This window comes from Streptomyces sp. 135, from assembly GCF_020026305.1.
In the GTDB taxonomy this organism is placed as follows: Bacteria; Actinomycetota; Actinomycetes; order Streptomycetales; family Streptomycetaceae; genus Streptomyces.
In genome coordinates, this window is record NZ_CP075691.1 from 7669222 (window position 1) to 7682841 (window position 13620).

At 72.0% G+C, this 13620-nt stretch carries 11 protein-coding genes; 8 read left to right on the top strand and 3 right to left on the bottom strand.

Annotated features, from left to right (window positions below):
* Window positions 1-225 precede the first annotated feature (225 nt).
* From KKZ08_RS34395 to KKZ08_RS34405, 3 genes are all read left to right on the top strand, one after another.
* Window positions 226-1809: an MBL fold metallo-hydrolase gene (locus KKZ08_RS34395; RefSeq protein ID WP_223778146.1), complete on the top strand. Its 1584-nt coding sequence runs from the start codon at window positions 226-228 to the stop codon at window positions 1807-1809.
* A 99-nt stretch (window positions 1810-1908) separates the two neighbouring features.
* Entirely contained in the window at window positions 1909-2928 is a 1020-nt protein-coding gene (gene hppD, locus KKZ08_RS34400; RefSeq protein ID WP_223778147.1) for a 4-hydroxyphenylpyruvate dioxygenase, read from the top strand.
* Window positions 2925-5375: an aminotransferase class I/II-fold pyridoxal phosphate-dependent enzyme gene (locus KKZ08_RS34405; protein ID WP_223778148.1), complete on the top strand. Its 2451-nt coding sequence runs from the start codon at window positions 2925-2927 to the stop codon at window positions 5373-5375. Before hppD ends, KKZ08_RS34405 begins: the two co-directional genes overlap by 4 nt.
* Before the next feature lie 59 nt (window positions 5376-5434).
* Here the strand turns inward: KKZ08_RS34405 and KKZ08_RS34410 are convergent, their stop codons facing one another.
* Together KKZ08_RS34410 and KKZ08_RS34415 are read right to left on the bottom strand one after the other, a co-directional pair.
* On the bottom strand, window positions 5435-6079 hold the full coding sequence (locus tag KKZ08_RS34410) for a GNAT family N-acetyltransferase (RefSeq protein ID WP_223778149.1): 645 nt from the start codon (window positions 6077-6079) through the stop codon (window positions 5435-5437).
* Between the two features lie 26 nt (window positions 6080-6105).
* Complete coding sequence (locus tag KKZ08_RS34415) at window positions 6106-6906, bottom strand: alpha/beta fold hydrolase (RefSeq protein ID WP_223778150.1); 801 nt, start codon at window positions 6904-6906, stop codon at window positions 6106-6108.
* A gap of 414 nt (window positions 6907-7320) precedes the next feature.
* Between KKZ08_RS34415 and KKZ08_RS34420 the strand changes: the two genes are divergently transcribed.
* Genes KKZ08_RS34420 through KKZ08_RS34440 form a run of 5 tightly spaced genes read left to right on the top strand, consistent with a single transcriptional unit; the run spans window position 7321 to window position 12385 of the window.
* Window positions 7321-8448, top strand: a complete 1128-nt coding sequence (locus tag KKZ08_RS34420) for a hypothetical protein (protein ID WP_223778151.1) — start codon at window positions 7321-7323, stop codon at window positions 8446-8448.
* On the top strand, window positions 8445-9122 hold the full coding sequence (locus tag KKZ08_RS34425) for a DUF6182 family protein (RefSeq protein WP_223778152.1): 678 nt from the start codon (window positions 8445-8447) through the stop codon (window positions 9120-9122). Before KKZ08_RS34420 ends, KKZ08_RS34425 begins: the two co-directional genes overlap by 4 nt.
* Window positions 9112-9726 carry a hypothetical protein gene (locus KKZ08_RS34430; protein ID WP_223778153.1) on the top strand — a complete coding sequence of 205 codons (615 nt, stop codon included), beginning with the start codon at window positions 9112-9114 and terminating at the stop codon, window positions 9724-9726. The genes KKZ08_RS34425 and KKZ08_RS34430 overlap by 11 nt, the downstream gene beginning before the upstream one ends.
* 2 nt (window positions 9727-9728) lie before the next feature.
* Complete coding sequence (locus tag KKZ08_RS34435) at window positions 9729-11432, top strand: GH3 auxin-responsive promoter family protein (protein ID WP_223778154.1); 1704 nt, start codon at window positions 9729-9731, stop codon at window positions 11430-11432.
* Window positions 11429-12385 (top strand): TauD/TfdA family dioxygenase, encoded by a 957-nt coding sequence (locus tag KKZ08_RS34440; protein ID WP_223778155.1) that lies wholly within the window; start codon window positions 11429-11431, stop codon window positions 12383-12385. Before KKZ08_RS34435 ends, KKZ08_RS34440 begins: the two co-directional genes overlap by 4 nt.
* A 64-nt stretch (window positions 12386-12449) precedes the next feature.
* On the opposite strand, the gene KKZ08_RS34445 is transcribed toward KKZ08_RS34440, so the two are convergent.
* Entirely contained in the window at window positions 12450-13610 is a 1161-nt protein-coding gene (locus tag KKZ08_RS34445; protein ID WP_223778156.1) for a cytochrome P450, read from the bottom strand.
* Between the last annotated feature and the right edge of the window lie 10 nt (window positions 13611-13620).

Genomic DNA, 13620 nt, shown 5'->3' on the forward strand with positions numbered 1-13620 from the left:
GTACGAGCGGGCCATCGCCTTTCGTACGTGTTCAGACCGACCGGTATTGAGCCATGGGACGCCCCCGGGGCATTCTGCTGCGGCAGGGCGTGCCGTGAACCGGGGCATTCCCCGCCCTGTGTTTTTCCCCTTGTCACTTTCACGGTCCGCGGTTGCGTCATGGGTAATTGGCGCGTGCGCCCCGGGCGGTCTAATTTCTTCGGTTTTCCTGGAGGGAACGCGCACATGGCTGACGAGCAGCTGTATCTGCGGTCGAAAGCAATCATCGAGCCGCTCGTGGACAGGTTCTTCGCCTGGCCCTACACGATCGCGCCCGTACAGGCGGCGATGAACCTGGCCTTTCTCCAGGTACCGCTGCTCGAGTCCTACCTGCAGTCGCCGCAGGTACACGTCGCGGCCAGCAACAACCCGGAACTGCGCGGCGGTTACTTCATCAACATCCCGGAGGAGCGCGCCGACGAGGTCCGCGACCTGCTCGCCGCGATCAAGCGCGACCGGGCCGACATGCTCAGGTTCGCCGAGGCGATCGCCGCGGGCCAGGAGATCCTGCGCGCCAACGCCACCGGCTTCGACCTCACCCCGCTCTACCCCAAGCTCCCCGCGGAACTCGGCGGCCTGGTCGAGCTCGCGTACGACACCGACAACCAGGCTCAGATGCGCTTCATGGAGCCGGTCGTCTACAAGAGCGCCGTCTACCAGGAGGCCCGCCAGTCGGTGCAGCTGTCGATGGAGACGGGCATCGAGCGTCCGTTCATCCTCAGCACCCCGCGTCTTCCCTCGCCCGACGTCCTGGAGCTGGACATCCCCTTCCGCCACGAGGGCCTCGCGGAGCTCTTCAAGGCCCGCGTGCACCCGACGACGCTGGCGCACCTGCGCGACGCGCTCGGCCTCGACGATGCCCAGGCGAAGCAGCTGCGCACCCTGCTCACCGACAAGCCGAGCCTCTCCGAGGACCGCCACATCGACAGCGGCGGCCGCATCCGCTACTTCGGCCACGCCTGCCTCGTCCTGCAGACACCCGAAGCCGCCATCGTCACCGACCCGTTCATCAGCGCGGACAGCGACAAGACCGACCGGTACACGCTGGACGACCTGCCCGACTACATCGATCTCGTCCTGATCACGCACGGCCACCAGGACCACATCGTCCTCGAGACGCTGCTCCAGCTGCGCGGCCGCCTCGGCGCGATCGTCGTCCCGCGCTCCTCGCGCGGCAACCTGGCCGACCCGTCGATGGCCCTGATGCTGCGGAACCAGGGCTTCAACGTCATCGAGGTCGACGACTTCGACGAAGTGGAGTTCCCCGGCGGCAAGATCACCGCGACGCCGTTCCTCGGCGAGCACTGCGACCTGGACATCCGCGCGAAGTCGACGTACTGGGCGGAGCTGGCCGGAAGGAAGATCTTCATCGGAGCCGACTCCTCCGGCATCGAGCCGAACCTCTACCGCTACGTCAAGAACCACCTGGGCCGCGCCGACATGGCCTTCCTCGGCATGGAGTGCGACGGCGCCCCGCTGACCTGGCTCTACCAGGCCCTGCTCACCATCCCGGTCACCAAGAAGATGAGCAACTCCCGCAAGCTGTCCGGCTCCAACGCAGAGCAGGCCGCCGCGATCATGACCGAGCTGGGCGCCGGTGAGGCGTACGTCTACGCGATGGGCGAGGAGGACTGGCTGGGCCACGTCATGGCCACGACGTACACGGAGGACACCTACCAGATCAAGCAGATCGAGGAGTTCCTGACCTGGTGCAAGGACCGCGACATCAAGGCCGGCCACCTCTTCAAGCAGCAGGAGTGGCGCTGGTAGCCGCTGCCTGACCGCGCAAGTGACAACCCCCGGGCGGGGACCCGAACGCCGCACCGCGCGGCGCGGGTGCCCCGCCCCCGGCAAACAGGAGGTTCCCCCGTGGTTGCGCACGACATGGCTTACGTGGAGCTGTTCACCAGGGACAAGCTCGCTGCCGTCGACTACTTCGAGTCCGCCATGGGCTTCACGCGCGTCGCCGACTCCGTGGAGGTCGACCGTAGCTCCATCCTGCTCAGACAGGGCGACGCCCAGATCGTCGTCACCTCAGGACGGGGCCTGTGGAAGTTCCTGGACGAACACGGTGACGGCATCGCCGACATCGCCATGACCTGCGACGATGTAGCCGCGACGCGAGAGGCGGCCCTCCTCGCGGGCGCCGAGCCGGTCGCCTCCCCGCATGGCAGCACCGTCGTGTCCGGCTTCGGCGACGTGGTGCACACGCTCGTCCCCGCCGCCGGCGGCCCCGCCGACCGCATGCCCCCCGGCCGCACCTGGAGACCCGTTGGGCGCGCCGCCCGCCCGCAGGGACGGATCCGGCTCCTCGACCACATCGCGGTCTGTCTCCAGGGCGGCTCGCTCGACGGGTACGCGGACCGCTACCGTGAGGCGTTCGGTTTCTCGCGCTTCTACTCCGAGTACGTCTCCGTCGGCGGCCAGGCCATGGACTCCGTGGTCGTACGCAGCGCGACGGGCGGGGTCACCTTCACCCTCGTCGCGCCGGACCCGGGCAAGGCACCCGGCCAGCTCGACGCGTTCCTCGAGCGCAACGGCGGCCCCGGGGTCCAGCACCTGGCGTTCCTCGTCGACGACATCATCCCCGCCGTACGGGAGTTCAAGGACCGCGGCATCGACTTCCTGACCACCCCGGACACGTACTACGACCTGCTCGTCGAGCGGTTCGAGCAGCTGCGCGGCATCGTCGACGAGCTGCGGGAGACCCAGGTGCTCGCCGACCGCGACGAGTGGGGGCACCTGCTCCAGCTCTTCAGCCGCTCCCCGTACGAGCGCAACACGCTCTTCTTCGAGCTGATCCAGCGTCAGGGCTCGCGCGGCTTCGGCAGCTCCAACATCCGTGCGCTCTACGAAGCGGTGGAGCGCGAGCGGCTGACCGCCGGATGAGCGCCACGGACCCCGCAGCCGTAGGCCCGCACGGCCTGGCCGACTACGCGGCCAGGGCGCGCCCGGCCTTCGAGCCCCACGTGTGGGACTTCCTGGAGGGCGGCGCGGGCGATGAACGCACCCTCGCCGCCAACCTCGCGGCCTTCGACCGGGTGCCGCTGCGGCCCCGGGTGCTGGCCGGACGCGGTACGCCCGACACCAAGACCGAGATCCTCGGCCGTGGTTGGGCCGCCCCGCTCGCGGTCGCGCCGATGGCCTACCACACCCTGGCCCACCCCGACGGCGAGAACGCCACCGCGCGCGGCGCGGGCGCGGCCGGGGTGCCGCTCGTCGTGAGCACCTTCGCGAGCCGCACCTTCGAGGACATCGCGGCCGAAGCCCGGGGCCCGCTGTGGCTCCAGGTGTACTGCTTCCGCGACCGGGCCGTCACGCGGCGGCTGGTCGAACGGGCCGAACGGGCGGGCTTCGAGGCCCTCGTGCTCACCGTGGACACCCCACGCCTGGGCCGGCGGCCGCGTGACGTACGCAACGGCTTCCGGCTGCCCGAGGGCATCGGACCCGCCAACCTGGACGGGACCGGCTCCGACTTCGCCTCGCCGAGCGCGCACGCCGCCACCGAGTTCGACCCGGCGCTCGACTGGTCGGTGATCTCCTGGCTGCGGTCGGTCAGTTCGCTGCCGGTCCTGGTCAAGGGGATCCTCGCCCCGGACGACGCCCGGCGCGCGCTGGCGGCGGGTGTCGACGGCATCGTGGTGTCCAACCACGGCGGCCGCCAGCTCGACGGCGCCCCGGCCACCCTCGACGTCCTGCCGGAGATCGCGGCCGCCGTCGCCGGAGCGTGCCCGCTCCTCGTCGACGGCGGCGTCCGGCGCGGCACGGACGTGCTCGCGGCCCTCGCGCTCGGCGCCGACGCCGTGCTCATCGGTCGGCCCGTCCTGCACGGCCTTGCCGTGGCCGGGGACCGCGGCGTCGAGGACGTCCTGGCCCTCGTCACCGAGGAGCTGACGGAGGCGATGGCGCTCACCGGCACCGGCTCGGTCCGCGAGGCCGGACCCGAACTCGTCGGCCGATCCGAAGTCGTCGGCGGACCGGAACTCGTCGGCGGACACGCCGTGCCTGCCCGCACGGTCCACGGCCCCGGCCCCTCGGTCCTGCGCCGGGAGGACCTGCACGGCAGCGTCTCGGACCCGGTGCTGGACACGATGAACTTCCTCAACGAGATCACCACCCGCTACCCCGACGCGGTCTCCTTCGCGCCGGGGCGTCCCTACGACGGCTTCTTCGACACCGAGCAGATCTTCACGTACCTGCGCCGCTACGTCGACCACCTGGAAGCGCAGGGCACCACACCCGCGCGGGTACGCTCCGCGCTGTTCCAGTACGGACCGGCCGCCGGCCAGATCCGCGAGCTGATCACCGACTCACTGCGCAAGGACGAGGACATCGACGTCCCTCCGGAGGCGGTCGTGGTCACCGTCGGCGCTCAGGAGGCCATGCTCCTTGCCGTCCGGGCGCTGATCCGGGGCCCCGAGGACGTCCTGCTCGTCTCCAGCCCCTGTTACGTCGGGATCACCGGCGCGGCCCGGCTGCTCGACATCCACCCGACCGCGGTCGCCGAGGCCGAGGGCGGGTTCCGCTGCGCCGACCTGGCCGCCGCGATCCGCGCCGAGCGGGCCCGGGGGCGCCGCCCCCGCGCCTTCTACGTCATCCCCGACCACTCCAACCCCTCCGGCACGACGATGCCGCTGGAGACCCGGCGCGAACTGCTCGAACTGGCCGCTCACGAGGGCATCCTCCTCATCGAGGACAGCCCCTACCGGCTGGTCAGCCCCGGTCGGCAGCTGCCGACCCTCAAGTCCCTCGACCGGGCGCACCGGGTCCTGCACGTGGGTTCCCTGTCCAAGACGCTCTTCCCCGGGGCCCGGGTGGGCTTCGCGGTCGCGGACCAGCCCGTCACCGACGCGTCGGGCCGAACAGGCCTGCTCGCCGAGGAACTCACCAAGATCAAATCCATGGTGACGGTGAACACCTCGCCGCTCAGCCAGGCTGTCGTGGCCGGCATGCTGCTCACCGTGGACGGCCGCGCCTCGGACCTCACCAAGGCCACCGCCGCGTACTACGGCGACGCGATGCGGGTCACCCTCCAGGCACTGGAGTCGGCCTTCCCCCACAGCCGGCGCGCCGCGCTCGGCGTGAGCTGGAACGAGCCGAGCGGAGGCTTCTTCCTCTCCGTCACCGTCCCGTTCCGCGCGGACAACGTCGCGCTCACGCGTGCGGCGGAGGAGTTCGGGGTCATCTGGACCCCGATGTCGTACTTCTATCCCGAGGGAGGTGGCGAGAACAGTCTCCGGCTGTCCGTCAGCTACCTCACGCATGATCAGATCGAGGACGGCATCGCGCGCCTGGCGCGCTTCGTCAGCCAGGAGGCGGCCCGCACCCGGACATGAACGTGCGGCGGTTGCCGCGGAGCTCTTGCTCCGCGGCAACCGCCACGCCGCGGCGCCGCCTACAGATCGCCGCTCGCAGGCAGCGACCGCGGGTCGCGCGGCAGCGGCCAGGGAGCGAGCCGCAGGTCGGGGATCGGCTTGTCGGCCGTCTCCGCCTCGGCCGTCTCGAAGCCCCGCGCCAGGTAGTTGCGCACGGCGTGGCGATGGTCGAGCGTGCTGGTCCGCAGGAAGACGTGTGACGTCGGCCCGGCACCAGGGCTCCAGTCCACGCCGCCGCGCCAGGCGTTCTCCACGCACGCGGTCAGCAGCGCACCGCCCAGACCCTGCCCGTAGAACTGCGGGAGCAGGCCGAACAGCACGATCTCCACCGCCCCGCCCGGCTGCGTCTCCAGCTCGAAGAAGCCGGCGACGGTGCCCCGGACCGTGGCGATCCACGTCGCCACGGTGTCGCGGCCGACCCATGCCTCCCACGTCCCGTGGTCCCACTCGAACCGGTCGGTCCAGCACACCCGGGAGCCCACCGCCGCGTACAGGGCACGGCTCAGGTCGACCGACGGCACCTGGGACCGCTCCACCCTCATGGGCACGCCCGCGCGCACCGGCCGCAGCCGCTCGGGCGAGGACATCCGTAGCGTCCACGTGGTCACTCCGCGGCTCACGGTCTTCGCCGCGAATCCCGCATCCGGCATCTCTGTCTGTGTCACAGCGAATCCTCCCGTGTGCCGGAGCCTCAGTACTTGGCGAGAAACTCGATGATCGCGGCGTTCACCGCGTCAGGGCGCTCCAGGTTGCCGAGGTGGCCGCAGTCGGGGATCTCCACGTGGTCGCAGCCGGGAATGGCGTCGGCGACCTCGGCCACCAGATGCGGCGGGCAGATCAGGTCGTCGGTGAACGCGATGGTGCGGCACGGCACGGTGATCGTGCGCAGCGCCTCCCGGCGGTCGCCCGCCCGGTCCACCCCGGCCTGACCGCCATCGCCGGTGATCCCGCCGGCCAGCTCGAAGATCTCCAGCCAGCCGGAGGCCGCGGTGTCGTCGTTCAAGGTCGCCGGGGACAGCATCTCCAGGACCGTGCGCATCGCCTCGTACCTCGGCGGCAGCCGCACACCGCTCTCCCGCAGCGCCCGGTCCGCCTCCGTCAGAGCCCGCCGCGTCGCGTCGGCACGCGCACGCGTGGCGATCAGGACGGCAGAACGGACCAGATGCGGTGCCTGGCCGGCCAGCTCCTGAGCGATCATCGCGCCCATGGACGTGCCGACGATCCGGCACGGGCCGAGGCCCAGGGCCTCGATCAGGCCCCTGGTGTCGGCCGTCATCTCGGCGAGCGTGTACATCCCGGGAGGTGCGTCGGAGGCGCCGATGCCCCGGTTGTCGAAGATGATCGTCTCGTAGCCCGCCTCGTTGAGCGCCGGCGTCTGGTGCGTGGTCCAGACATGGCCGGCGGCACCCGAGCCCATGATGAGGAGTACCGGCTCACCCTGGCCCGAACGCCGGTAGGAGAGCCGGATGCCGTTGGAGGTCACATAGGGCATGGCGGGCCCTCGGTCGCGGTCGTGGTGTGCAAGAGGGTCTCCAGTCGTCGGGGGAGAACTCGTGGACCAGGGGCGTCGATGGGCGCCGGGGGTCGCCCGGCGCTGCCGGGCGCACCACCATGACACCGCCCCGACTCCGCCATCAAGCCTGTCTGCCGAGGCCACGACCAGACACATACGCGCTGTTCAACCGGCCCGCGCACGCAGTTGAACGAACAGCCGGCGGCTGTTGACCCGGGACGTCCGGCCGGGCGCATAGTGGGTCCGCGGCCGTGCCCGTCGGAAGCCCCGGCGCGGACCGCCGGCCCCGGGGACCCCGTCCCCGCACGCTTCCGGCCCCGCCCGAGGAATCCCCCGTCCCGGCGGAGCCGGAAGCCCGGCCCCCTCGCCACCCCGCATCCCACGGAGGACGACGTGCCCCTGCGCCAGCCGAAGCCGCCGCACGCGGCGGGGCACGCCCGCCGCGTGCTCTTCGCGCCCGTACCCGTCGCCCCCACCAAGCCGCTCACCCTCAGCCACGTCAAAGGGCTCCTGTGGAGCGACCTCGTGTACCGGGCCACCGGCCAGCTGCACCACGTCGACCTCCTCCACAGCTGGACCGTCGGCGTCCGCAACACCCAGACACTCGGCTTCTGGAACCACCTCGACCGCACCCGCCCCGGCGCGGACTACAGCACGTGCGACGAGGAGGAGATCGGCACCCTGTACGTGGAGTACCAGCGCACCCGCACCACCGGTGACGTCTCCGCCTCCGACGGCGCCCTCCACCCCGCGGGCGCGCGCATCCTGGAACTGTGGGTGACGCGGCTGCGCGACATGGGCATCGCCGAAGGGGGGTTGCGGACTCCGACCGAGCCGCCGATCGGCCTCGACGGCCTCGTGGCGATGCTCGTGGACCTGCGCCTGGCCGTGGATCACCGGCGCTGGGGCGGACCGGTGCACCTCGACGCGACCCGGGCCGGCATGCCGCTGAGGCTGCTCGTGGCCGCCGACGGCACCGCCAACTACCTCGCCTCGGTCCTGCGTGAACTGGTCCCGCGCGTCCGCGCCTACGACGACGTCGTCCTCGCCTGCGACCGCGACTCCCTCCCCGACTACATCCTCGTACGCCACGTCCTGCGGCGGCTCGGCGCCCGGGTCGGACTCATCGGCCTGGGCCGCGTGCGCACCGCTGGCACGCGGGGCCGCATCCCCTCCTCGCGGCACGGCGGCTGGCAGGGGCTGACCGCCGCCGACCTGGCCGAGCGCTACCTCGACCGCGTCGGACCCGCTGTGTACCGGCTCGGGCTGCGCCTGTACTTCACCGGGACCCTCGGCCACGGCGACGGCCGGCCGCACCGCCCCGACCTCCTGGACCGCTGCATGGGCCGGGCCGCGCGCGTCCTCAAGGAGCAGGGCCCCCGCGCGGACACCGCCGACGCGCTGCGCGCGCACGCCCGCCCCCACGCCTACGTCGACCCCTATCGCCTCACCACCGCGCTGCTCGCCCAGCACCGCAAGGCCGGAGCCGACAGCAACCTCCTGGACGAGGTGTACCTGTGACGCCCGCCCTGCCGCCCCGCACCCAGCGCGAGCTCCGGGACGTGCTCGACGCCCGCGTACGGGCCGCCGGCCCACCCGGCCCCGGGGCCGCCGCCGTAGCCGTGCTCCGCAGCTGCGAGCCGCCCCGTTTCGCGCAGTCCGTCCTGGACTTCACGGCGACGCTCGACCCCGCCGCCGCGCACGCCTGGCTCGCGGACTTCACCCGCACCGTGTACCTCGCGGGTGACCCGCGCAACCTCGCCGTACGCCTGCCGCCCGCCTTCACGAGCGCCGACGGAGAGGTCGCCTGGTACGCCCCCGCGACGGGGCACCACCGACGCGCACTGCGGCTCCTGCTGCGCCCGGTGAGCGGCACCCTGCCCAACGGGGCGCCCCCGGCCCCCTACACCCTGCGCGTTCCGCACGGCCACGCCCCAGGGCGGTGGCGGCTCACCCTCGCGACCGACGGGCTCACGCTCCAGCGCTACCTGGTCCACCTCGGCCACACCCTCGCCGAAGCCCTGCTCACCGGCGTCCTGGCACCCGGCGAGCGGATCGCCGTCACCCACGTACCGCACCTGGGGGCACAGCCCCGGCACCCGGCGTACCTACGGGTCCACGAGGACGTCACGGACACCGCGCGGCTGCGCGCGTACACCTGCCTGGAGAAGACGACGGCCCGCGATGAACAGTGACTTCTGGGTTCTGCTCGGCACCGACCACTGCGGCAAGTCCACCGCCCTGGACCGGATCGCCGCGCGCGGCGGCTCCGTGCTGCCCGTCTCCTACGACGCGGCGCTCCTCCCCGAGGAGTACCGCGACCTCGCCCCCCTGCCCGGGACGCTCGGCCGGGCCGTCGCGGGCGGGCACTCGGCGGAGTACGTCCAGGCCCTCCTCCATCTCGCCGTCGCCTACTTCCGCGACCGGATCCTCCGCGCGCCCCCCGGCCGCACCCTCCTGATCGACTCCTACTACTACAAAATCCTCGCCAAGAGCCGGCTGCTCGGCCTGGCCGGCGGCCCGTGGCCGCGGTACTGGCGGTCCATGCCCCGCCCGCGCGGAGTCGTCCTCCTGGACGTCGATCCCGCGACCGCCTGGCGGCGCGCCGGCGACGGCGCCCGGCTCAACCCGCTGGAGTACTACGGGACCGCCCCTCACCTCGACGCCTTCACCCGTTTCCAGAGGGACCTGCGTGCCGAACTCCTCGCCGAGACGCAGGGGTTGCGCGTCGAACACATCCCCGCCGGCCAGGACGCCGAAGCCACCGCCGACCACGTGCTGTGGGCCATCAAGGAGTGAGCATGAGACCCACCGACACCGCACCGCGGGTCCGGAGCGACCAGGACGCCGCCTGGCGGGCCCGACTGGTCGCCGCCAAAGACCGGTTCGCGGCGGCTCTCCCGGACGCGGCCGCACGGCAGCGGCGCATCCTCGCCGAGATCCTCACCGACAACGCCGACACCGCCTTCGGCCGGGAACACGGCTTCGCCCGCCTCCGCACGATCGACGACTACCGCGCCGCCGTCCCGCTGCGCACCCACCAGGAGTACCGGCCCTGGCTGACCCGCTCCGCCGCCGGTGAGGCCCGCGTGCTCACCGCCGAGGCGCCCAGGTTGTTCTTCACCACCAGCGGCTCCACCGGCGACCGTAAACGCGTTCCCGTCACCGAGAGCTTCGTCAGACGCGTCTACCTGCCCTTCTTCCAGGCCGCGATGGGTGTGCCCGCGCAGTACCACCCCGACGCCTTCGGGCGCGGCGCCGTCACCCTGAACCTGCGCCACGACCGGCTCGCGCGTCCTGCCCTCAGCAACTCCGGCCGCCCCAGCCTCGGCCCCAGCCAGGCCGACCTGCGCGGTGGCTTCGGCGTGGACCTTGAGGAGCCCGGCAGCCGCGCCCCGTGGGCCGAGCTGCCCGTGGCCCTCGACGACCAGGCGTATCTCGACAAGCTGTACGTCCGCGTGCGTACGGCCGCGGAGCACGACGTGCGCTCCGTCATCGGCCACAACCCAACCATGATCGCGATGCTGCCCGAGCTGCTCGCCCAGTGGTGGCCACGGCTGATCGAGGACATCCGCGACGGCACCTGCCTCGGCGTGCCCGGCGGCACCCCCACCCCCGCCCGCGCCGCCGAACTGGAGCGCCGCGCCGGGGGCCGCCCCACACCGGCGGCGATCTGGCCGCACCTGAGTCTCCTGTACTGCTGGACCAGCGGAGTCGCCTCCCTCTACCTGCCCCGCCTCAAGGACGCGTACGGCCCCTCCGTCACGGTCCTGCCCACGCCTCCCGCCGCCTCCGAGGGGCCCGTCGGTGTGCCCGTCGACCAGCACCCGAGCGCGGGCCCGCTCGCCGTCTCCTGCGTCCTGTACGAGTTCGTCGACGCGTCCCGGGACGTCGCGCCCGACAGCCCCACGCTTCTCCACGACGAGCTGGAGGAAGGCCGCGACTACCACGTCGTCCTCTCCCACCTCGGCGGCCTCTACCGCTATGTGCTCGGCGACCTCGCGCACGTCGTCGACCACGTCGACGGCGTCCCCCGCGTCGAGTACGCCGGACGCGCCACGCTCTCGGACACGGTGGGCGAGCGGCTGCGCGAACCGCACGTCGTACGCGCCCTGCGCGAGGCGAGCCGCATCGCCGGCATCGGCGTCGCCAACGTCACCTGCCGCCCCGAGAACGGGCCCGGCCGCCCCCACCACACTCTGGTCGTCGCCCCGGACCAGCCGCTGCCCCCGACCCGGCTCCCGGCCTTCCAGGACCTGGTGGACAAGGAGCTGTGCCGGGTGAGCCACGACTACCGGCACGTGCGGTCGACGGGCACGCTCGGCGCCGCCCGCGTGGTCCCCGTGGCCGCCTCGGCCTTCACCGAGCACTGGCACCACCGCCTGGCGGCCGGGATGAGACCCCCCGAGATCAAGGACCAGGTGTTCCAGCACGACCCCGCGGCCTGGGCACGGCTGCGGGACCACGGACGACACAGCACGCACACCGAGAAGAGGCCGGAATGACCGACACCAGGGGAACCACCGACCCCGAGAACTGGAAGCCACTGGAGCTGCGCCCCGGGAGCGGCCGCACCGGCGCCGCGGGAATACGCGAAGTCCTCACCGGCATCGGCGACTTCGGGCAGCTGCTCGCCCGCGAGAAGGCCGTCGTGTTCCGCGACTTCGACGTGGCCGAGCAGGACATCGAGACCGCGATGGACCTGCTGCTGCCCAACCGGCTCGCGTACACGCACGGCACCTCGCCCCGCACCAAGCTCGGCGGGAACCTCTACACGTCCACCGAGTACCCCCAGCACATGACCATCGCCATGCACAACGAACTGTCCTACAGCCACCACTGGCCCGAGCGGCTCTTCTTCTACTGCGCCACCACCCCGGGCTCCGGCGGCGCGACGCCCGTCGTCGACGGCGGGCTGTGGCTGGACTCCCTCGACGAGGAGGTGCGCGACGCGTTCGCGGCGGGCATCCGCTACACCCAGAACCTCCACGACGGCTTCGGGCTCGGCCGCGGCTGGCGCCAGACCTTCGAGACCGACGACCGCGCGGTCGTCGAAGCATTCCTCGACCAGGGCGAGTTCGACTGGAAGTGGATGCCGGACGGCGGCCTGCGCGTGATCAGCCCGGTCCGCCCGGCCACCCTCAAGCACCCCCACTCCGGCACCGAGGTCTGGTTCAACCAGGCCGACCACTTCCATCCGGCCGCGCTCGGCGACGAGACCGCCCGCGAACTCGCACAGATCCTCCCGGCCGAGGAGCTGCCCCAGTCCGTCACCTTCGCCGACGGCGGCCCCATCCCCGACGCCTACGTCCGGCACGTGCATGACCGGGGCCTGGAGGTCGCCGTCGACGTCGACTGGCGCCAGGGCGACCTGATGGTCATCGACAACGTCGCGGTCGGTCATGGCCGGCGCCCCTTCGGCGGGGACCGCCGGGTCCTGGTCGCCATGTCCGGCTGACCGGTACGCCACAGGTGAAGGGGCCCGCCTCCCCGAGGCGGGCCCCTTCACCATGCGCCGGCTCTCAGGCCGCCTTCATCCGCACCGGCAGCGTCTCGGGACCGTTCACCACGATCGAGTCGAGGAGCTTCGGCTCGCCGTCCGGCTCGACGTGCACTCCCCGCTGCGACAACTCGCCGTACAGCAGGCGCAGTTCCACCTTGGCGAGCATGCTCCCCAGGCAGAAGTGCTCACCGAAGCCCAGCGACAGGTGCCGGTTGGGGGTGCGGCGCACGTCGAACACGTCCGGGTCGTCGAAGACGGACTCGTCGCGGTTGGCCGACGGCAGCCAGAAGACGACCTTGTCGCCCTCCTCCACACGCTGCCCGCGGATCTCCGCGGGCCGCACGGCCGTACGCATGATGTGCGTCGCCGTCGACGTCCAGCGCAGCACCTCCTCCACGGCGGACGGCAGCAGGCCCGGCTCGTCGCGCACCGCCTGCCACTGGTCCGGCCGCTCCAGGAAGGTCAGCATCCCGCCGGCCGCCGCGATGCGCGTGTTCTCCGTGCCACCGACCAACAGGTTGTCGCAGTTGAGGATCACGTCGTCCGGGCTCAGACGCTCCCCGTCGATCTCCGCCGTCGCCAGGATGCTCACCAGGTCGTCGCCCGGGTCCTCCGCCTTGTCGGCCTGCAGCGTCTCGAAGTAGCCCAGGATGTTGAGGTGCGCGAACCTGCGCGCCGCCGGGTCGCCCGCCGCGAAGGCCTGGCTCGTCAGCTCGTACAGGTACTCCCAGTCGGACTCCGGCACGCCCATCATCTTGCAGATCACGTACAGCGGGACACGAGCCGCGACATCGGCCACGAAGTCACAGCTGCCGCTCTCCAGCGCCCGGTCGACGACTCCCCGGGTGATGTCCTTCATCTCCGCCTCCAGGGCGCGGACCGACCGCACGGCGAACCAACCGTCGACCAGCCCCCGCAGCTGCCGGTGCCGGGGCGCGTCCGTCAGGGCCAGTGTGCGCCCGCCGCCCGGGTCCGCCCCGTGGCCGGCGGGCCGCAGCAGGATCCCCTGCGCCGAACTGAACGTCTCCGCGTCACGGTAGGCCGTGCGGATGTCGTGATACCGGGTCAGCGACCAGAAACCGGGCAGCTCGCCCGGCTGGTGCCAGTGCACCGGATCGTTGGCGCGCAGCCAGCTCCATTGCGCGAAGGGATCACCGTGGGAATACAGTGCGGGATCCACCAGATTTATG

Bases quoted from the DNA above. Each gene is read 5' to 3' on its own strand.
- KKZ08_RS34395 (WP_223778146.1), top strand. From the start codon at position 226: ATGGCTGACGAGCAGCTGTATCTGCGGTCGAAAGCAATCATCGAGCCG.
- KKZ08_RS34405 (WP_223778148.1), top strand. From the start codon at position 2,925: ATGAGCGCCACGGACCCCGCAGCCGTAGGCCCGCACGGCCTGGCCGAC.
- KKZ08_RS34415 (WP_223778150.1), bottom strand. From the start codon at position 6,906: ATGCCCTATGTGACCTCCAACGGCATCCGGCTCTCCTACCGGCGTTCG.
- KKZ08_RS34430 (WP_223778153.1), top strand. From the start codon at position 9,112: ATGAACAGTGACTTCTGGGTTCTGCTCGGCACCGACCACTGCGGCAAG.
- KKZ08_RS34435 (WP_223778154.1), top strand. From the start codon at position 9,729: ATGAGACCCACCGACACCGCACCGCGGGTCCGGAGCGACCAGGACGCC.
- KKZ08_RS34440 (WP_223778155.1), top strand. From the start codon at position 11,429: ATGACCGACACCAGGGGAACCACCGACCCCGAGAACTGGAAGCCACTG.